Origin of the sequence: Azoarcus sp. PA01 (genome assembly GCA_001274695.2) — a bacterium.
In the GTDB taxonomy this organism is placed as follows: domain Bacteria; phylum Pseudomonadota; class Gammaproteobacteria; order Burkholderiales; family Rhodocyclaceae; genus Aromatoleum.
In genome coordinates this window covers 1022400-1040696 of sequence record LARU01000004.1, presented here as the reverse complement: position 1 = coordinate 1040696, position 18297 = coordinate 1022400, and the positions used below count along the sequence as shown (strand labels likewise).

Below are 18297 nucleotides of genomic sequence, written 5' to 3'. Positions count from 1 at the left end.
CATCAACGCAAGACCGAGGTTAGGCAATGCCTAAGCGTACAGACATTCAAAGCATACTCATCATCGGCGCCGGCCCGATCATCATCGGCCAGGCGTGCGAGTTCGACTATTCCGGCGCACAGGCGTGCAAGGCGCTGCGCGAGGAAGGCTACAAGGTCATTCTCGTCAATTCGAATCCGGCGACGATCATGACCGATCCGGAAACGGCCGACGTCACGTACATCGAGCCGATCACCTGGCAGGTCGTCGAAAGTATCATCGAGAAGGAGCGGCCGGACGCACTGCTCCCGACGATGGGCGGGCAGACGGCGCTGAACTGCGCGCTCGACCTCGCGAAGAACGGCGTGCTCGAAAAGCACGGCGTCGAACTGATCGGCGCGTCGCGCGAAGCGATCGACAAGGCCGAGGACCGGCTCAAGTTCAAGGACGCGATGACGAAGATCGGGCTGGGTTCGGCCCGTTCGGCGATCGCGCACAGCATGGAAGAGGCGCTGCAGGTGCAAGGCGGCATCGGCTTCCCGGTGATCATCCGCCCGAGCTTCACGCTCGGCGGCACCGGCGGCGGCATCGCGTACAACATGGAAGAGTTCGACGAGATCTGCAAGCGCGGGCTCGAGGCGAGCCCGACCAGCGAGCTGCTGATCGAGGAATCGTTGATCGGCTGGAAGGAATACGAGATGGAAGTCGTCCGTGACCGTGCGGACAACTGCATCATCGTCTGCTCGATCGAGAACCTCGACCCGATGGGCGTGCATACCGGCGACTCGATCACCGTCGCGCCGAGCCAGACGCTGACCGACAAGGAATACCAGATCCTCCGGAACGCCTCGATCGCGGTGTTGCGCGAGATCGGCGTCGACACCGGCGGCTCGAACGTGCAGTTCGCGATCAACCCCAAGGACGGTCGCATGATCGTCATCGAGATGAACCCGCGCGTGTCGCGTTCGTCGGCACTCGCGTCGAAAGCGACCGGTTTCCCGATCGCGAAAGTCGCGGCGAAGCTCGCCGTCGGCTACACGCTCGACGAATTGAAGAACGACATCACCGGCGGTGCCACGCCGGCGTCGTTCGAGCCGTCGATCGACTACGTCGTCACGAAGATCCCGCGTTTCGCGTTCGAGAAGTTCCCGATGGCGAACGACCGCCTGACGACGCAGATGAAGTCGGTCGGCGAAGTCATGGCGATGGGCCGCACCTTCCAGGAATCGTTCCAGAAGGCGCTGCGTGGGCTCGAAGTCGGCGCCTACGGCCTCGACGAGGTCGAAGCCGACCGCGAGGACCTCGAGCACGAGCTCGCGAACCCCGGCGCGCAGCGCATCTGGTACGTCGGCCAGGCGTTTCGCGAAGGTTACACGCAGGAGCAGGTCTTCAACCTGACGAAGATCGACCCGTGGTTCCTCGCGCAGATCGAGGACATCGTGCTCACCGAGAAGGCGCTCACCGGCCGGTCGCTGAAAGCGCTCCAGGCGGCGGAGCTGCGCGAACTGAAGCGCAAGGGCTTTTCCGATCGGCGCCTCGCGAAACTGCTCGGTGTCGACGAGACTGCAGTGCGCCTGCACCGTCACGCGAGCGGCGTGCGGCCGGTGTACAAGCGCGTCGATACCTGCGCGGCCGAGTTCGCGACCTCGACTGCGTACATGTACTCGTCGTACGAGGACGAGTGCGAGGCACGCCCGACCGACAAGAAGAAGATCATGGTGCTCGGCGGCGGGCCGAACCGGATCGGGCAGGGGATCGAGTTCGACTACTGCTGCGTTCATGCCGCCCTCGCGCTGCGCGAAGACGGCTACGAGACGATCATGGTCAACTGCAATCCGGAAACCGTCTCGACCGACTACGACACGTCCGACCGCCTGTATTTCGAGCCGATCACGCTCGAAGACATTCTCGAAATCGTGCATATCGAGAAACCTGTCGGCGTCATCGTCCAGTTCGGCGGCCAGACGCCGTTGAAGCGCGCGAAGGCGCTCGAAGACAACGGCGTGCCGATCATCGGCACGACCCCGGACATGATCGATGCTGCCGAGGACCGCGAGCGCTTTCAGAAGCTGCTCAACGATCTCGGCCTCAAACAGCCGCCAAACCGCACGGCCCGCACGCCCGAAGCCGCAGTGCGGCTCGCGGCGGAGATCGGCTATCCGCTCGTCGTGCGTCCGAGCTACGTGCTCGGCGGGCGCGCGATGGAGATCGTGCACGAACAGAAGGATCTCGAGCGCTACATGCGCGAGGCGGTCAAAGTCTCGAACGAATCGCCGGTGCTGCTCGACCGCTTCCTAAACGACGCGACCGAAGTCGACGTCGATGCGCTGTCCGACGGCAGGCAGGTCATCATCGGCGGCATCATGGAGCACATCGAGCAGGCCGGCGTCCACTCCGGCGACTCGGCGTGCTCGCTGCCGCCTTACACGCTGTCTTTGAGCCTCCAGGACGAGCTGCGTCGTCAGACCGAAGCGATGGCGCGGGCGCTGAACGTCTGCGGCCTGATGAACGTGCAGTTCGCGATCCAGGGCGACGGCGACGAGGCGACCGTCTACGTGCTGGAAGTCAATCCGCGCGCGTCGCGCACCGTGCCGTTCGTGTCGAAGGCGTGCGGCCTGCAACTGGCGAAGATTGCCGCGCGCTGCATGGCCGGACAAAGCCTGGCCAGCCAGGGCGTGACGACCGAGATCGTGCCGCCCTACTACGCGGTCAAGGAAGCCGTCTTCCCGTTCGTCAAGTTCCCGGGCGTGGATACGATTCTCGGACCGGAAATGAAGTCCACCGGCGAAGTGATGGGCGTGGGGCGCAGCTTCGCCGAAGCATTCGTCAAATCGCAGCTCGCCGCCGGGGTACGCCTGCCGCAGTCCGGCACGGCCTTCATCAGCGTCAAGCCGACCGACCGGGGCGTCGCGGTCGAAGTCGCGCGCGAGCTCCACGAGCTCGGCTTCGGACTGGCCGCGACCCGCGGCACGGGCTCGGCGATCGAGGCAGCCGGCCTTCCCGTCACGATGGTCAACAAGGTCAACGAAGGCCGTCCGCATATCGTGGACATGATCAAGAACAACGAAATCAGCCTCGTGATCAACACCGTCGAGGAAAAGCGCCAGGCGATCATCGATTCGCGCTCGATCCGCACCAGCGCGCTCGCGGCGAAGCTCACGGTATTCACCACCATCGAAGGGGCACGCGCCGCGTGCATGGGGATGCGCCATCTCGAGGGGCTGCAGGTGTACGGGTTGCAGTCCCTGCATGCCGAACTGAACAATAAATCATGATCAAGACTCCTCTTACCGTCGCGGGTGCGGAAAAACTTCGCAACGAACTGCACCGGCTGAAAACCGTCGAGCGTCCCAACGTGATCGCGGCGATCGCTGAAGCGCGCTCCCATGGCGATCTGTCGGAAAACGCCGAGTACGACGCCGCCAAGGAACGCCAGGGATTCGTCGAGGGCAGGATCAAGGAGATCGAAGGCAAGATTTCGAGCGCCCAGATCATCGATCCGAAACTGCTCGATGCGGACGGTCGATGCGTATTCGGCGCTACCGTCGATCTCGAGGATATGGACACCGGACAGACGGTGACCTATCAGATCGTTGGCGATGACGAAGCGGACCTGAAGGAAAACAAGATCTCGATCAGCTCGCCGATCGCTCGCGCGTTGATCGGCAAGTTTGCCGGAGACATCGCCGAAGTCCAGGCGCCGGGCGGCGTGAGGGAATACGAGATCATCGACGTCCGCTACGTGTGAGCGGAGTGCCCGTTCCGCCCTGGGAGCTTCGTTCGGGCATCAGCCGGGAAACATCGTGAGCCGCCTCTCCGAGCATCTGCTGGTCGTGTTGATCACGCTGTGGGCCGGTGCGCTGTGGTCGATCGGTTACATCGTCGCGCCGACGCTGTTCGGCATGCTGTCCGACCGCGCCCTGGCCGGCAACGTCGCCGGCCGCCTCTTTGCGCTGCTGGGGTGGATCGGGCTCGGCTGTGCGGTCTACGTGCTCGGTTTCATGCTCGCACGCTGGCGATGGCGGGCGTTCCGGAACGGCCTGTTCTGGCTGGTCGTGGCGATGCTGCTGGCGACCCTCGCGAGCCAGTTCGGCATCCAGCCGCTGATGGCGCAGATGAAAGCGGATGCGTGGCCGCGCGAGGTGATGGACACCGTGATGCGGGACCGCTTCGCCACTTGGCACGGCGTCTCGAGCGTGCTCTATCTCATCCAGAGCGTGCTCGCGTTGCCGCTGGTGCTGGGTGTCCGCAAATTGCTCGGCCGCTGACGGGTGTCCCGTCAGGCGGACTATTTGCGGCCGGTCGGTTCGGTTTTGCGGGTATAGGTCCGGCTGCGCTTGGCCGCCAGACGCTTCTTGTCCGACGCGGCCTTGATCAGTGCGGTGCGACGCGCAGCGGCTGCAAAGGCGCGCGCGGATTTCGCCCTCGCGACGCCCGTGTTCGCGCTGGAGGTGGCGGGCTTCGCCTGCACGGATTTTTCGGTTTCTTCCCGGCGCTGGCGCCAGATGACGAGAATCGTGCCGATGTGCTGGACCGGGGACGCATCGAGAGCCTCACAGACGGCTTTCATCAGGGCTTCGCGTGCAGCGCGTTCGGCCCCGTGGACCTTGATCTTGATCAGCTCGTGAGCCTGCAGGGAGCGATCGATTTCGCCCAGCACGGCTGGCGTCAAGCCGTTTCCGGCAATGCTGACGACGGGGTTCAGGTGATGGGCGCCGGCGCGCAGTTCGCGCCGCCGGACAGGGGTGAGCTCGCTCATACTTTTCTCAAATCTTTCAGGGGCATGGATTCTACTCCGATGAAGCGAACCAAGACCAGCAAGGCGTGGATGCAGGAGCATGTCAACGACCCGTACGTGCAGCGCGCAAAAAGCGAAGGTTACCGGTCACGGGCGGCGTTCAAGCTCATCGAGCTCGATGAGCGCGATCGCCTGATGCAAAGCGGAATGGTCGTTGTGGATCTCGGCGCTGCCCCGGGATCGTGGAGCCAGGTCGCGCTACGGCGGGTCGGACGCGACGGGCGAGTCTTCGCGCTGGACCTGCTGCCGCTGGAGCCGCTCGGCGGCGTCGAGTTCATCCAGGGCGACTTTCAGGAAGAGCCGGTGCTTGCCGAGCTCGAGTCGAAGCTCGGCGGGCTTCCCGTCGACGTCGTGCTGTCGGACATGGCACCGAACATGTCCGGCATCGACACGACCGACCAGGCCCGCTCGATCTATCTCGGGGAACTCGCGCTGGAGTTCGCCGCGCGCCATCTCAAGGCCGGCGGGAGTTTCGTCGTGAAAGTGTTTCAGGGACAGGGGTTCACCGAGTATCGGAACGAGGTCGCGCAGCATTTCAACGCGCTGCACGTGCGAAAACCGAAGGCATCGCGCGACCGCAGTGCGGAAGTGTATCTGGTGGGCGTCGGGCACCGTGCCAGTTAGACTTCTTGTCATAGCGTCGAAACTGCGGAACTCCGCAGGCGGGCTTCGAGTCTTCCAGTGGAGATGCCGGACGCGACAAACTTTTGCTTGGTCATATTGCAATTGGGGTCGACGGCCCCATATCGGAACCGTTGCGGCGTGCCAAACAGGTGATTGAAACAGCGCATCGGGCCTATTGGTTTACGCCGCGGAACGTTCGCCACTAGAATGAGTCCATCTGTCGCTGCCCCCGTTGGGCTTTCAAGGAAAGAAGTTGAATAATCTCTTCAAGAATCTCGCGATCTGGATGGTTATCGGCGTCGTGCTGATGACGGTATTCAACCAGTTCAATACGCGACAGGTTTCGGCCAGTACGATGGAGTACTCCCAGTTTCTGGAGGAAGCCAGGGCCGGGCGCATCGCGAAAGCGACCATCGACGGCCGCCTGGTGCGTGCAACGACGCAGGAAGGCCGGCAGATCACCGTATATACGCCGGGCGTGCAGGATATCTGGATGGTGTCGGACCTGATCCGCGCCGGCGTCGCCGTGAACGCATCTAAGCCCGAAGAAGAGCAGTCCTTCCTGATGAGCATCTTCGTTTCCTGGTTCCCGATGTTGCTGCTGATCGGGGTGTGGGTGTTCTTCATGCGCCAGATGCAGGGAGGCGGACGGGGCGGAGCGTTTTCGTTCGGCAAGTCGAAAGCCAGAATGCTCGATGAGAGCGCCAATTCGATCACTTTCGCGGATGTCGCAGGCTGCGACGAAGCGAAGGAAGAAGTGTCCGAACTCGTCGATTTCCTGCGCGACCCTTCCAAGTTCCAGAAACTGGGCGGCCACATCCCGAAAGGGGTGCTGATGGTCGGTTCGCCCGGTACCGGCAAGACTTTGCTCGCGAAGGCGATCGCCGGCGAGGCGAAAGTGCCGTTCTTCTCGATTTCCGGCTCCGATTTCGTCGAGATGTTCGTCGGGGTCGGCGCGGCGCGCGTGCGCGACATGTTCGAGCAGGCGAAGAAACACGCGCCGTGCATCATCTTCATCGACGAGATCGATGCGGTCGGCCGCCAGCGTGGCGCAGGCATGGGCGGCGGCAACGACGAACGCGAACAGACGCTCAACCAGTTGCTCGTCGAGATGGACGGCTTCGAAGGGCAAACGGGGGTCATCGTGATCGCCGCGACGAACCGCCCTGACGTGCTCGATCCGGCGCTGCTGCGCCCGGGACGGTTCGACCGGCAGGTCGTCGTCCCGCTGCCCGACATTCGTGGCCGGGAGCAGATCCTCAAAGTCCATATGCGCAAGGTGCCGATCGCGCCTGACGTCGAACCTGTCGTCCTCGCCCGCGGCACGCCCGGATTTTCCGGCGCCGACCTCGCGAACCTCGTTAACGAAGCGGCGTTGTTCGCCGCGCGGGGCGGCAAGCGACTCGTCGATATGGAAGACTTCGAGCGCGCCAAGGACAAGATCATGATGGGGTCCGAACGTCGTTCGATGGTGATGCCGGAAGAGGAGCGCCGCAACACCGCGTACCACGAATCCGGGCACGCGCTGGTCGCGAAGTTGCTCGACAAGACCGATCCGGTGCACAAGGTGACGATCATCCCGCGCGGTCGTGCGCTGGGCGTGACGATGCAGTTGCCGGAGCAGGATCGTTACAGCCAGGACCGCGAACGGCTGCTGCAGACGATCGCCGTGCTGTTCGGCGGCCGGATCTGCGAAGAGATCTTCATGAATCAGATGACGACCGGCGCGTCGAACGACTTTCAGCGGGCGACCGACCTCGCACGCCGAATGGTGACGCAATGGGGCATGTCGGACAACCTCGGGCCGATGGTGTATGGCGAAGAAGAGGGAGAGATCTTTCTCGGACGCCAGGTGACGACACACCGGAACGTTTCCGAGGCCACGATGCAGAAAGTCGATGCCGAGATACGCCGCATCATCGATCAGCAGTACGCGCTGGCGCGGCGCCTCATCGAAGACAACCGCGACAAGATCGAGGCGATGACGCGCGCATTGCTCGAATGGGAAACGCTGGATGCGGAACAGCTGAACGACATCATGGCGGGACGTGCTCCGCGCGCACCCAAGCCGATCCCGCCGGCGCCAAGCCGTCCGAAGGACGACGCGCCGGGAGCCGAGCCGACGGCGCCTGCGCCGGCAGCGTAAATACGCGGCCGACAAGAGTTCGACTTTCCCTCGGGCCGGCATTTAGCCGGCCCGAGTTCATTTGAGGACTGATATGCAGGTTTTGAGATGCGGTCGATTCCGCCTGGAACTCGACCGCCCCCACATCATGGCGATCGTCAATGTCACGCCCGACTCGTTTTCGGGGGACGGTCTCGGTCGGGATCTGGATGCGGCAGTGCGACGGGCCGAGGCGGCGGTCGAGGCGGGAGCGGATCTCCTCGACATAGGGGGCGAATCGACACGCCCCGGCTCCGAGCCCGTCTGCGAGCAGGAGGAACTCGATCGCGTCATCCCGCTCGTCGAGCGTCTGGCTGGCTGGGCCGTGCCGGTTTCGGTCGACACCGTGAAGCCCGCGGTGATGCGGGAATCGCTGCGGGCGGGGGCGAGCCTGATCAACGACATCAACGCGTTCCGCGCCGCGGGCGCGATCGACGCGGTGCGGGATAGCGAAGCGGCGCTGTGCGTGATGCACATGCAGGGCGAGCCCCGCGGCATGCAGTCCGATCCCCGCTACGATGATGTCGTTGCGGAGGTGCTCGAGTTCCTGAACGGCCGTGTTCGGACGCTTGCGGACGAGGGTGTGGGCAGGGACCGGATCCTCCTCGATCCCGGGTTCGGATTCGGCAAGACCCTCGCGCACAATGCCGCGCTGTTTCGCGCCCTCGACCGCTTCGTCGCGCAAGACTATCCGGTGCTCGTCGGGGTGTCGCGAAAGTCCATGATCGGGGCGATCACGGGACGAGCCGTCGCCGAGCGCGTGCATGGCAGCGTCGCCGCCGCGCTGATCGCTGTCGAGCGGGGAGCACGGATCGTCCGAGTCCATGACGTCGCCGCGACCCGCGATGCACTGAAAGTGTGGCAGGCGGTAACCGACGTCCCGGTATAAGCAGGAGCGCACGAAGTCTCCCCGTCGTTGATGCGATAATTCGCTTTTCGACGAATGTCGCGAGGGAAAAATGGGGAGAAAGTATTTCGGCACCGACGGCGTACGGGGGCGGGTCGGCGATTCGACGATCACGCCCGAATTCGTCATGCGCCTCGGTTACGCGGCCGGGGTGACGCTGGTGGGGCGAGAGCAGTTGCCTGCCGGAGAGCGGCCCGCGATTCTCATTGGCAAGGACACCCGCATTTCCGGCTACATGCTCGAAGCCGCTCTCGAAGCCGGCTTTGCAGCGGCGGGCGTCGATGTGATGCTTGCCGGCCCGGTGCCGACGCCCGCGGTGGCCTATCTCACCCGTGCCCTCCGACTGCAGGCCGGAGTCGTCATCTCCGCCTCGCACAACCCGTACGACGATAACGGCATCAAGTTCTTTTCGGCGAACGGCACCAAGTTGCCCGATGCGCTGGAGGAAGAAATCGAGTTACGTGTCGACCAGCCGATGGTCTGCGCCGAAGCGTCGCGCCTGGGCAAGGCACGCCGTATCGCCGATGCGGCGGGGCGTTACGTCGAGTTCTGCAAGAGTGCGTTTCCGAACGAGTTCGACCTGCGAGGTTACCGCATCGTCCTCGACTGTGCCCACGGCGCGGCCTACCACATCGGACCGAGCGTATTTCACGAACTGGGCGCGGAAGTGATCCCGCTCGGAGTCGAGCCGAACGGATTGAACATCAACGACCAGGTCGGCGCGACGCATCCGCAGACGCTGCGTTCGGCAGTACTCGCGAACAAGGCCGACTTCGGCATCGCCCTCGACGGCGATGGCGATCGCGTCGTGATGGTCGATGGAGAGGGCGAACTTTACGATGGCGACAAGCTCCTGTACGTGATCGCCGCGGCACGGCAGGCGGAAGGGCGCGTCGAGGGCGTCGTCGGCACGCTGATGAGCAATCTCGGCCTCGAGCGCGCGATCGGCCGTCTCGGTCTTGCCTTCGCGCGGGCAAAAGTCGGCGACCGCTACGTGCTCGAAACCATGCACGAGCGGGGCTGGAAGCTCGGCGGGGAAAACTCCGGCCATATCATCTGCCTCGACCGTCATACCACGGGCGACGGCATCGTCTCCGCGCTCCAGGTGATCGCGGCGCTGATCAAGGGCCGGTGCACGCTGGCGGCTGCCTGTGCGGACCTCGTCTTCTATCCGCAGAAACTGATCAACGTGCCGCTCGCCGCAGGATTCGACTGGCGATCCGACAAGCGCATCGAGCAGGCGCGCAGCGACGCCGAAGTGGAACTCGGCGAGCAGGGCCGGGTGCTGCTGCGCCCTTCGGGAACCGAGCCGCTGCTTCGCGTCATGGTCGAAGGGAAGGACGGCGCGCAAGTCGAGCGACTGGCGGAGCATATCGCCGACTGCATCCGGCACGCGAGCGCCTGACGGGGGCATCCAGGCTTTGAGGCCTTCGGCGATGAGGGCTTCGACGGCTTCGCTGTCGCCGATTCTCCTGATTGCGGCGAAGCGCGGAGCCTCCCCTGTAACACTGCTGAAATATTGCGTACCTACACTTCGCCCGCCGGAGCTGCATCGGAGCCCGATCTTTTTCTGCGAGGGAAATCGGCGCTTCGCGACGGACGCAGCGGCTCGGTGCTCGCCAATGTCATATTTCTGACATTTTTGGCGAGGATGATTCGAGGCGCCCGAAGCCGCGGCAACATCGCAGCGGCACCGGGCATCGTTCATTTACCAGGAGATTCCGTATGTCGGGTTTCAAGCCGGTCGCCTTGGCGGCCGCTCTCGTCCTGTTCGGTTCGAACGCTGCTTACGCCCAGTCCATCGTGAAGGTGGATGGTTCCAGCACCGTGTTCCCGATCACGGAGGCCGTCGCCGAGGATATTCAGAAGGCCAGGAAAGGCTCGGTGAAGGTCACGGTCGGTATCTCGGGCACAGGCGGCGGTTTCAAGAAATTCTGCCGCGGCGAGATCGATGTTGCGGGGGCTTCGCGTCCGATCCTGAAAAAGGAGATGGAAGCATGCGCGAGCGCCGGCATCAGGTATTACGAACTGCCCGTTGCGTTCGACGCCTTGACGGTCATCGTCAACCCGAAGAACACCTTCGTCAAACAGCTGACCGTCGAGCAACTGAAGAAAATGTGGGAGCCTGACGCGCAGGGCCAGGTCACCAGCTGGAAGCAGATCGACTCGTCGTTCCCGGATGTGCCGCTGAACCTTTTCGGCGCGGGCTCGGATTCCGGCACCTTCGATTATTTCACTGAAGCCGTCGTTGGCAAGGCGAAAGCGTCGCGGGGTGACTTCACGGCGTCGGAAGACGACAACGTCCTCGTTCAGGGGGTGTCGCGCGACCAGAACGCGATCGGCTACTTCGGTTATGCCTACTACGCGGAGAACCAGGGCAAGTTGAAGGCCGTGCCGATCGTGAACAAGGAAGGCAAGGCGGTTTCCCCCGGCCCCGACTCGGTGATCAGCGGCGCCTACAATCCGCTGTCGCGCCCGATCTTCATTTATGTCAGCGAAAAGTCGCTGGAGAAGCCGGAAGTGCGCGACTTCGTGACTTATTACATGAAGAACGCCTCCGATCTTGCGACCGAAGTGAAATACGTTCCGCTGCCGCCGAAGGCGTATGAAATCGCGATGGAGAATATGAACAAGAAGAAGGTCGGCACCGTTTTTGGCGGAGAGGCTGAAGTCGGCGTCACCATCGAGGCGCTTCTGAGCCGCGAAGCAAAGCTCTGACGTCCGGGTGCGCGGGCAATGCTCGCGCACCTTTTACCCTGTCAACGGGCCAAGAATGCAAGACGCAAACAGCATCGAATCGCTCGAAGGCGCATCCTTCGAGCCACTGCGGGTCAGCGACCGGCTGGCCAGGAAGGCGCTGCGCCACACGAAGGAACGCGTCATCGAGGCGCTGCTTTTCGCCGCAGCCGGTGTCTCGGTGCTGACGACCGTCGGTATCGTGTGGGTGCTGGTAAGCGAGTCCTACCACTTCTTCACGGTCGTGCCAATCTGGTCCTTCCTGACCGACACGATGTGGACGCCGCTTTTCGCCGACGCGCATTACGGCATCCTGCCGCTGCTTGCCGGCACGCTTACGACTTCACTGGTCGCGCTCGTGGTCGCGATTCCGCTCGGGACGACGATCGCGATCTACCTCTCGGAGTTTGCACGACCCGCCGTGCGGGAAGCCGTGAAGCCGTTCCTCGAGCTCCTCGGCGGCATCCCGTCGATCGTCTACGGCTACTTCGCGCTGGTCGTCGTCATTCCGCTGTTGCAGCTGTTCATCCCGGGCTTGCCCGGGTTCAACATGCTCGGAGCGGGCATCGTGATGGGCATCGCGATCATTCCCTACGTCAGTTCGCTTGCGGAGGACGCGATGCGAGCCGTGCCGATGAGCATGCGCGAAGGTTCCTACGCGATGGGCGGCACGAAATTCCAGACCGCCGTCCGGGTCGTGATCCCGGCGGCGCTTTCGGGCATTTTGTCGGCCTACATCCTCGGGGTTTCGCGCGCCGTCGGCGAGACGATGATCGTCGCGGTCGCCGCGGGAATGCAGCCGAACTTCACGATGAATCCGATGGAGCCGGCGCAAACGATTTCGGCGTACATCGTGCAGGTCGCACTCGGCGACCTGCCTCACGGTTCGATCGGCTACCAATCCATTTTCGCCGCAGGGCTGAGCCTCATGGTGATGACGCTGCTCCTCAATGTCGCCGGTCACTTCGTGCGGCGCCGCTATCGTGAAGCCTATTGAGAGGATGAGCATGATTCCCGCGGATCTCTCCGGCATCCAGCGCATCATCCGGCGCAACAAGCGCCGCGACCTGGTTTTTGCGATTTTCGGTTTCGTTGCGCTGCTGATTGGCGTGCTGACCTTTCTCGCCCTGTTCCTGCAGATGGCCTTCGCGGGGTGGGAGCGCCTGACTCCGGACTTCTTCACTTCTTTCCCGTCACGACGTGCCGGCCAGGCCGGGATCCTCTCCGCGTGGGTCGGCTCGGTGCTCGTGATGCTGGTGACGGCGGTGTCGGCAGTCCCGCTGGGCGTCGCTGCCGGCGTGTACCTCGAGGAATACGCGACGAGGAGTTGGGTCACCGATCTCATAGAAATCAACGTGACCAATCTCGCGGGCGTCCCTTCGATCGTCTACGGACTGCTCGCGCTCGGTGTCTTCGTCTACGCTTTCGGCTTCGGCCAGAGCATCCTGTCGGCGGGCCTGACGCTGGGCCTGCTGATCCTTCCCGTCGTCATCGTTGCCACGCGCGAGGCGATACGCTCGATTCCGCAGCACATCCGGGAAGGGGCCTATGCGCTGGGCGCGACGCGCTGGCAGGTCACGCGCGACCACATTGTGCCCTATTCGATGCCCGGCATCCTTACCGGCGTCATCATCGGCATGTCCCGTGCGATCGGCGAAACCGCGCCGGTCATCACGATCGGCGCGCTGACCTTCATCGCCTTCCTGCCGGAGTCGCCGATCGGGCCGGAGTTTCCGTGGGTGAACTTCGATTGGCTGAAATCGGGTTTCACCGTCATGCCGATCCAGATGTTCAACTGGACTTCCCGTCCCGAGGAGGCTTTCCAGCAGAATGCCGCCGCCGCCGGTTTCGTGCTGGTTCTCATGACCCTGGCCATGAACGCGATTTCCATCTGGATTCGTTATCATCTGCGCAAGGACATCAAATGGTAGGCAACATCGCAATGCGTTCAATTGATCTACCTGACGGGCAGGCGGCAAGACCGGCGATCGGGAATGTCGCCGGCGCATCGGGCGCGCAGCCACGCGATGCCCGGGCCTTGCCCGACACGCCGCCCGTCAAGGCCGCGGCGGAAAACTTCAGTTTTTATTACGGCCAGTACCAGGCGCTGAAGTCCATCACGCTGCCGGTCTATGAGAAGCACGTTACGGCGCTCATCGGGCCGTCCGGATGCGGCAAGTCGACGCTGCTGCGGGCGTGCAACCGGATGCACGACCTCTATCCGGGCAACCGGTACGAAGGTGCGATCCGGCTGCTGCCGGACAACACCAATCTGCTCGACCCTGCCGTCGATCCGATCGAAGTGCGGATGCGGATCGGCATGGTGTTCCAGAAACCGAACCCGTTCCCGAAGTCGATCTACGAGAATGTCGCGTACGGACTGCGCATCCGCGGGGAAAAAAACCGTTCCGTCCTCGACGATCGGGTGGAGGAGGCTCTCAAGGGCGCGGCGCTGTGGGCGGAAGTCGCGCATCGCCTGAACGAGCCGGCATTTGCCCTGTCCGGCGGGCAACAACAGCGACTGTGCATCGCGCGTTGTCTCGCGACCGATCCCGAAGTGCTGCTGTTCGACGAGCCCACTTCGGCGCTCGACCCGATTGCCACCGCCAGCATCGAGGAACTCATCGACCAGCTGCGGCAGAAGGTCACGATTCTGATCGTCACGCACAACATGCAGCAGGCGGCGCGGGTGTCGGACTTCACCGCGTACATGTATCTCGGCGAGCTGATCGAGTTCGGCCCGACCCGCCAACTGTTCGTGAATCCTGTTCGACGGGAAACCGAGGACTACATCACGGGACGCTTCGGCTAGGGTTCAGGCGGCCCACCGGCTTTTCTGCGGTGCGCGCCTGTCCCGGTGGGACGGGTGGTCGAGAGCGTCGCCTTTACCCCGTAGGGCCGGGCACGATAGAATGGCTCGATTTGACGGGTTCGAGTGCATGGAACGCAAGCTTGTCGTCGGCAACTGGAAGATGAACGGCGATCTGGTAGGCAATCAGGCGCTCTTCGAACAGCTGGTCGACCGCAGTCCCTCCGGCGTCGATACTGCCGTGTGCGTTCCGTTTCCTTATCTGGCGCAGGGTCAGCGAGCGTTGTCGGGGAGTGCGATGATGCTCGGCGCACAGAATCTGTGCGAATTCGATGCCGGAGCGTATACGGGCGAAGTCAGCGGGCGGATGCTCGCGGACTTCGATTGCCGCTTCGTCATCGTCGGCCATTCCGAGCGGCGTACGCTCTTTCGGGAGGATGACCTGCTGGTGGCGCGAAAGGCACGTGCCGCGCTGGCGGCAGGTCTCGTGCCGATCGTGTGCGTCGGCGAGTCGCTTGCCGAACGGGACGCAGGCCAGGCAGAAAATGTCCTGTTGCGCCAGCTCGGTGCACTGGCCGAGCTGCTCGATGGCGCGTCGCTGGCACGGCTGGTAATCGCGTACGAGCCGGTGTGGGCGATCGGCACCGGACGGGCAGCTTCTCCCGAGCAGGTCCAGCTGATCCTGTCATTCGTGCGCGGCTGGCTGGCCCGTCGCGTGGGAAATTCTCGTGCGGTCAGGATCCTGTACGGGGGAAGCGTGAAGGCGGATACTGCCGCCGCATTGTTCAGTCTGCCGGATTCGGATGGCGGGCTGATCGGCGGCGCGTCGCTGGTCGCCGAGCAATTCCTGGACATCTGCGCAGCTGCTGCCACAGCTACGCAGGACGACGATGTGGGTGATTTCAAAGGTTCTCGATGAGTAACTATCTTTTTTCAATCGTTCTGACGATTCACGTGCTGGTCGGCCTGTTCATCATCGGACTGGTGCTGATGCAGCACGGCAAGGGGGCGGATGCCGGAGCGGCATTCGGCGGCGGCGCGTCCGGAAGCGTGTTCGGATCCTCCGGTTCTGCGAATTTTCTCAGTCGCACGACCGGCATCCTTGCCACGGTGTTTTTCATAACCAGTTTGGGTCTCAGTTACCTCGCGAGCAACAAACCGAGCCAGCCTTCGAGCGTGATGGAAGGCGCTTCGACCTTATCCGCGCCCGCGACGGACGCGAATCCTGCTGACGGCGACGCGGAGGATTCGAAGGCGAAGGCGATTCCAAAATAAGTTCATTTTGGGTTTGCGCACTGCGGAAAAAGTCGTATAATTTTTTGGCTGTAACAACGTGGCCGACGTGGTGAAATTGGTAGACACGCCATCTTGAGGGGGTGGTGGCGAAAGCCGTGTGAGTTCGAGTCTCACCGTCGGCACCAGGTTTTGAAGATCGCCCGCTAATGCGGGCGTTTTCATGCCGTGCAACAGCGAAGTCAGAGCAAATCTAATATTCAAAACGGGGTGTTTCGATGCTGGAAAACTACTTTCCTGTCCTGATGTTCATCCTCGTTGGTCTGGGATTCGGTCTGGTTCCCGTGATTCTCGGGCGTATTCTTGCTCCTTACCGGCCGGACGGCGAGAAGCTGTCGCCTTATGAGTGCGGCTTCGAGGCGTTCGAAGACGCTCGCATGAAATTCGATGTGCGCTATTACCTCATAGCCATTCTTTTCATTCTCTTCGATCTCGAAATCGCCTTTTTGTTTCCGTGGGCGACGGTATTTCAGGAATTCATTGCGGCCGGCGAAATTGCCTGGTTTGTATTCGGTTCGGTAATGGTTTTTCTTGCCGTGCTGGTTATCGGCTATGTCGTCGAGTGGAAGAACGGTGCACTCGACTGGGAGTGATGCATGAGCATTGAGGGCGTTTTTCGCGAGGGATTTGTTACCACCTCGCTCGATGCGGTGATCAACTGGACGCGCACCGGTTCTCTGTGGCCAATGACCTTCGGCCTGGCCTGCTGTGCCGTCGAAATGATCCACGCAGGCTGCGCACGATACGATCTCGACCGCTTCGGCGTGGTGTTTCGTCCCAGTCCCCGGCAGTCGGATCTCATGATCGTGGCGGGCACGCTTTGCAACAAAATGGCGCCGGCATTGCGCAAGGTTTATGACCAGATGGCCGAGCCTCGCTGGGTGATCTCGATGGGCTCGTGTGCCAATGGCGGCGGCTATTATCACTACTCGTATTCGGTCGTCAGAGGGTGCGATCGCATCGTGCCGGTCGACGTCTACGTGCCGGGCTGCCCCCCGACTGCCGAAGCGCTGCTGTACGGGATCATTCAGTTGCAGAACAAGATCAAGCGCACTAACACCATTGCGCGCTGACAGGTGGCCCATTTATGAGTTCGAAGCTGGAACGTCTGAGCAGTTCGCTGCAAAACATCCTGGGTGCGAAGGTGCGATCGGTCGTCGTTGATCGTGAGGAGGTCACGCTCGAAGTTGCGGCAGCCGATTACCTCGCCGCGGCACAAATGCTGCGGGATCACCGCGATCTGCGATTCGAGGAGCTGATCGACCTGACCGGTCTGGATTATTCGGCTTACGGAAACGGAGCCTGGGCGGGGAGGCGCTTCGCCGTTGCCGTGCATCTGCTTTCGATCACGCACAACTGGCGCATCCGGTTGCGTGCATTCGCCGATGACGATGCCTTTCCGATGTTCGAGTCGCTGGTCGGAGTGTGGGCGGGGGTCAACTGGTACGAGCGCGAGGCCTTCGATCTCTACGGCATCATGTTTGCCGGCCATCCGGACCTGCGCCGGATCCTGACAGATTACGGCTTCGTCGGTCATCCGTTCCGCAAGGACTTTCCTGTTTCCGGCTACGTCGAGATGCGTTACGACCCCGAGCAGGGAAGGGTGGTGTACCAGCCCGTGACCATCGAGCCGCGTGAGAACACGCCGCGCATCGTGCGCGAAGAGAACTACGGGGATGTCGGCAATGGCTGAGATTCGCAATTACACAATCAACTTCGGCCCGCAGCATCCTTCGGCCCACGGCGTGCTTCGCCTGGTGCTTGAGCTCGACGGCGAAGTCGTCGTGCGCGCCGATCCGCATATCGGCCTGCTCCATCGCGGAACGGAGAAGCTCGCGGAGACCCGCACCTGGGTGCAGTCGGTCCCCTATATGGACCGGCTCGACTATGTGTCGATGATGTGCAACGAGCACGCCTACTGCATGGCGATCGAGCGCCTGCTGGGCCTCGAAGTGCCGATTCGTGCCCAGTACATCCGGGTCATGTTCGACGAAATCACGCGGATTCTGAATCATCTCCTCGGCATCGGCACGCACGCGCTCGATATCGGCGCGATGACGATGGTGCTGTATACGTTCCGCGAGCGTGAAGATTTGATGGACGCCTACGAGGCGGTTTCGGGCGCGCGGATGCATGCCGCCTATTACCGCCCCGGCGGCGTCTATCGCGATCTGCCGGATCGCATGCCGCAGTATGCGGTTAACAAGTTCAAGAATGCGAATACCGTCCGGGAACTGAATGAGAACCGCCAGGGCTCGTTGCTCGATTTCCTGGAGGATTTCACCGAACGGTTCCGCGGCTACTGCGACGACTACGAAACGCTCCTCACTGACAACCGGATCTGGAAACAGCGTACGGTCGGTATCGGTGTCGTCACGCCGGAGCAGGCCAAGGCCTGGGGCTTCACCGGCCCGATGCTGCGCGGTTCCGGCGTCGCATGGGACCTGCGCAAAAAGCAGCCTTACGAAGTCTACGACCGCATGGACTTCGACATTCCGGTCGGGAAGAACGGCGACTGTTACGACCGTTATTTGTGCCGCATGGAAGAGATGCGCCAGTCGAACCGCATCATCAAGCAGTGCATCGAGTGGCTGCGCAAGAATCCGGGGCCGGTCATCGCGGACAATTACAAGGTCGCGCCGCCGCCGCGCGAGCGGATGAAGGGCAACATGGAGGAGTTGATCCACCATTTCAAGCTCTTCACCGAAGGTATGCATGTCCCGAGCGGCGAGGTATATGCGGCAATTGAACACCCGAAGGGCGAATTCGGCGTCTATGCCGTCTCGGACGGCGCGAACAAGCCTTACCGTCTGAAACTCAGGGCGCCGGGGTTCGCGCATCTCGCGGCGATGGACGAAATCGCCCGCGGCCACATGATCGCCGATGTGGTCGCGATCATCGGCACGATGGATGTGGTGTTCGGCGAAATCGACCGCTGAACGAACTGGCATGACAAACGTCGGCAGGCAATCCGGGAAGACGAACAC

Annotated in this window: 18 protein-coding genes and 1 tRNA gene; 18 read left to right on the top strand and 1 reads right to left on the bottom strand. The window is 62.6% G+C overall.

The features are described from left to right. The first annotated feature begins 26 nt into the window (after positions 1–26). From carB to PA01_16990, 3 genes are read left to right on the top strand one after another with little or no spacing between them, the layout of a single operon-like run. Complete coding sequence (carB, locus tag PA01_17000) at positions 27–3254, top strand: carbamoyl-phosphate synthase large subunit (GenBank protein KON80113.1); 3228 nt, start codon at positions 27–29, stop codon at positions 3252–3254. After that, positions 3251–3727, top strand: coding sequence for a transcription elongation factor GreA (gene greA, locus PA01_16995; GenBank protein KON80112.1), 477 nt, complete (start codon positions 3251–3253; stop codon positions 3725–3727). The genes carB and greA overlap by 4 nt, the downstream gene beginning before the upstream one ends. 55 nt (positions 3728–3782) lie before the next feature. Continuing rightward, positions 3783–4247, top strand: a complete 465-nt coding sequence (locus PA01_16990) for a DUF4149 domain-containing protein (GenBank protein KON80111.1) — start codon at positions 3783–3785, stop codon at positions 4245–4247. Positions 4248–4267: 20 nt separating this feature from the next. On the opposite strand, the gene PA01_16985 is transcribed toward PA01_16990, so the two are convergent. Continuing rightward, positions 4268–4738, bottom strand: a complete 471-nt coding sequence (locus PA01_16985; protein KON80110.1) for a YhbY family RNA-binding protein — start codon at positions 4736–4738, stop codon at positions 4268–4270. A gap of 39 nt (positions 4739–4777) precedes the next feature. On the opposite strand from PA01_16985, the gene rlmE reads away from it, so the two are divergent. From rlmE to PA01_16910, 15 genes are all read left to right on the top strand, one after another. Further along, a complete protein-coding gene (rlmE, locus tag PA01_16980; GenBank protein KON80109.1) occupies positions 4778–5401 on the top strand; it encodes a 23S rRNA (uridine(2552)-2'-O)-methyltransferase RlmE in 624 nt (207 codons plus the stop codon). A gap of 253 nt (positions 5402–5654) precedes the next feature. Further along, positions 5655–7547, top strand: a complete 1893-nt coding sequence (gene ftsH, locus PA01_16975; protein KON80108.1) for an ATP-dependent zinc metalloprotease FtsH — start codon at positions 5655–5657, stop codon at positions 7545–7547. A 73-nt stretch (positions 7548–7620) separates the two neighbouring features. Next, positions 7621–8454: a dihydropteroate synthase gene (folP, locus tag PA01_16970; protein KON80107.1), complete on the top strand. Its 834-nt coding sequence runs from the start codon at positions 7621–7623 to the stop codon at positions 8452–8454. A 70-nt stretch (positions 8455–8524) separates the two neighbouring features. Further along, on the top strand, positions 8525–9877 hold the full coding sequence (gene glmM, locus PA01_16965) for a phosphoglucosamine mutase (GenBank protein ID KON80106.1): 1353 nt from the start codon (positions 8525–8527) through the stop codon (positions 9875–9877). A 320-nt stretch (positions 9878–10197) separates the two neighbouring features. Further along, on the top strand, positions 10198–11190 hold the full coding sequence (locus PA01_16960) for a PstS family phosphate ABC transporter substrate-binding protein (protein KON80105.1): 993 nt from the start codon (positions 10198–10200) through the stop codon (positions 11188–11190). A 55-nt stretch (positions 11191–11245) separates the two neighbouring features. Beyond that, on the top strand, positions 11246–12205 hold the full coding sequence (pstC, locus tag PA01_16955; GenBank protein ID KON80104.1) for a phosphate ABC transporter permease subunit PstC: 960 nt from the start codon (positions 11246–11248) through the stop codon (positions 12203–12205). Between the two features lie 10 nt (positions 12206–12215). Continuing rightward, the gene (gene pstA, locus PA01_16950; protein ID KON80103.1) at positions 12216–13139 is read left to right on the top strand and encodes a phosphate ABC transporter permease PstA; all 924 of its coding nucleotides are present in this window, start codon (positions 12216–12218) and stop codon (positions 13137–13139) included. Between the two features lie 11 nt (positions 13140–13150). Next, positions 13151–14020 (top strand): phosphate ABC transporter ATP-binding protein PstB, encoded by an 870-nt coding sequence (pstB, locus tag PA01_16945; protein KON80102.2) that lies wholly within the window; start codon positions 13151–13153, stop codon positions 14018–14020. Positions 14021–14147: 127 nt separating this feature from the next. Continuing rightward, positions 14148–14936, top strand: coding sequence for a triose-phosphate isomerase (gene tpiA / locus PA01_16940; GenBank protein ID KON80101.1), 789 nt, complete (start codon positions 14148–14150; stop codon positions 14934–14936). Further along, positions 14933–15292 (top strand): preprotein translocase subunit SecG, encoded by a 360-nt coding sequence (gene secG, locus PA01_16935; GenBank protein KON80100.1) that lies wholly within the window; start codon positions 14933–14935, stop codon positions 15290–15292. The genes tpiA and secG overlap by 4 nt, the downstream gene beginning before the upstream one ends. 61 nt (positions 15293–15353) lie before the next feature. Next, positions 15354–15438 (top strand) — tRNA-Leu (locus PA01_16930). 90 nt (positions 15439–15528) lie between these two features. Next, positions 15529–15903, top strand: a complete 375-nt coding sequence (gene ndhC / locus PA01_16925; protein ID KON80099.1) for an NADH-quinone oxidoreductase subunit A — start codon at positions 15529–15531, stop codon at positions 15901–15903. A 3-nt stretch (positions 15904–15906) separates the two neighbouring features. Further along, a complete protein-coding gene (locus tag PA01_16920; GenBank protein ID KON80098.1) occupies positions 15907–16383 on the top strand; it encodes an NADH-quinone oxidoreductase subunit B in 477 nt (158 codons plus the stop codon). A gap of 14 nt (positions 16384–16397) precedes the next feature. Continuing rightward, positions 16398–17003: an NADH-quinone oxidoreductase subunit C gene (locus PA01_16915; GenBank protein KON80097.1), complete on the top strand. Its 606-nt coding sequence runs from the start codon at positions 16398–16400 to the stop codon at positions 17001–17003. Further along, the gene (locus tag PA01_16910) at positions 16996–18249 is read left to right on the top strand and encodes an NADH-quinone oxidoreductase subunit D (GenBank protein ID KON80096.1); all 1254 of its coding nucleotides are present in this window, start codon (positions 16996–16998) and stop codon (positions 18247–18249) included. Before PA01_16915 ends, PA01_16910 begins: the two co-directional genes overlap by 8 nt. Positions 18250–18297 lie beyond the last annotated feature (48 nt).

What these genes read in the sequence shown, in the direction of transcription:
- PA01_16920 (KON80098.1), top strand. Translation starts at nt 15,907, where the DNA reads ATGAGCATTGAGGGCGTTTTTCGCGAGGGATTTGTTACCACCTCGCTC.
- pstB (KON80102.2), top strand. Translation starts at nt 13,151, where the DNA reads ATGCGTTCAATTGATCTACCTGACGGGCAGGCGGCAAGACCGGCGATC.
- folP (KON80107.1), top strand. Translation starts at nt 7,621, where the DNA reads ATGCAGGTTTTGAGATGCGGTCGATTCCGCCTGGAACTCGACCGCCCC.
- pstC (KON80104.1), top strand. Translation starts at nt 11,246, where the DNA reads ATGCAAGACGCAAACAGCATCGAATCGCTCGAAGGCGCATCCTTCGAG.
- carB (KON80113.1), top strand. Translation starts at nt 27, where the DNA reads ATGCCTAAGCGTACAGACATTCAAAGCATACTCATCATCGGCGCCGGC.
- glmM (KON80106.1), top strand. Translation starts at nt 8,525, where the DNA reads ATGGGGAGAAAGTATTTCGGCACCGACGGCGTACGGGGGCGGGTCGGC.
- rlmE (KON80109.1), top strand. Translation starts at nt 4,778, where the DNA reads ATGAAGCGAACCAAGACCAGCAAGGCGTGGATGCAGGAGCATGTCAAC.
- PA01_16960 (KON80105.1), top strand. Translation starts at nt 10,198, where the DNA reads ATGTCGGGTTTCAAGCCGGTCGCCTTGGCGGCCGCTCTCGTCCTGTTC.
- tpiA (KON80101.1), top strand. Translation starts at nt 14,148, where the DNA reads ATGGAACGCAAGCTTGTCGTCGGCAACTGGAAGATGAACGGCGATCTG.
- PA01_16985 (KON80110.1), bottom strand. Translation starts at nt 4,738, where the DNA reads ATGAGCGAGCTCACCCCTGTCCGGCGGCGCGAACTGCGCGCCGGCGCC.
- secG (KON80100.1), top strand. Translation starts at nt 14,933, where the DNA reads ATGAGTAACTATCTTTTTTCAATCGTTCTGACGATTCACGTGCTGGTC.
- PA01_16910 (KON80096.1), top strand. Translation starts at nt 16,996, where the DNA reads ATGGCTGAGATTCGCAATTACACAATCAACTTCGGCCCGCAGCATCCT.
- ndhC (KON80099.1), top strand. Translation starts at nt 15,529, where the DNA reads ATGCTGGAAAACTACTTTCCTGTCCTGATGTTCATCCTCGTTGGTCTG.
- PA01_16915 (KON80097.1), top strand. Translation starts at nt 16,398, where the DNA reads ATGAGTTCGAAGCTGGAACGTCTGAGCAGTTCGCTGCAAAACATCCTG.
- pstA (KON80103.1), top strand. Translation starts at nt 12,216, where the DNA reads ATGATTCCCGCGGATCTCTCCGGCATCCAGCGCATCATCCGGCGCAAC.
- greA (KON80112.1), top strand. Translation starts at nt 3,251, where the DNA reads ATGATCAAGACTCCTCTTACCGTCGCGGGTGCGGAAAAACTTCGCAAC.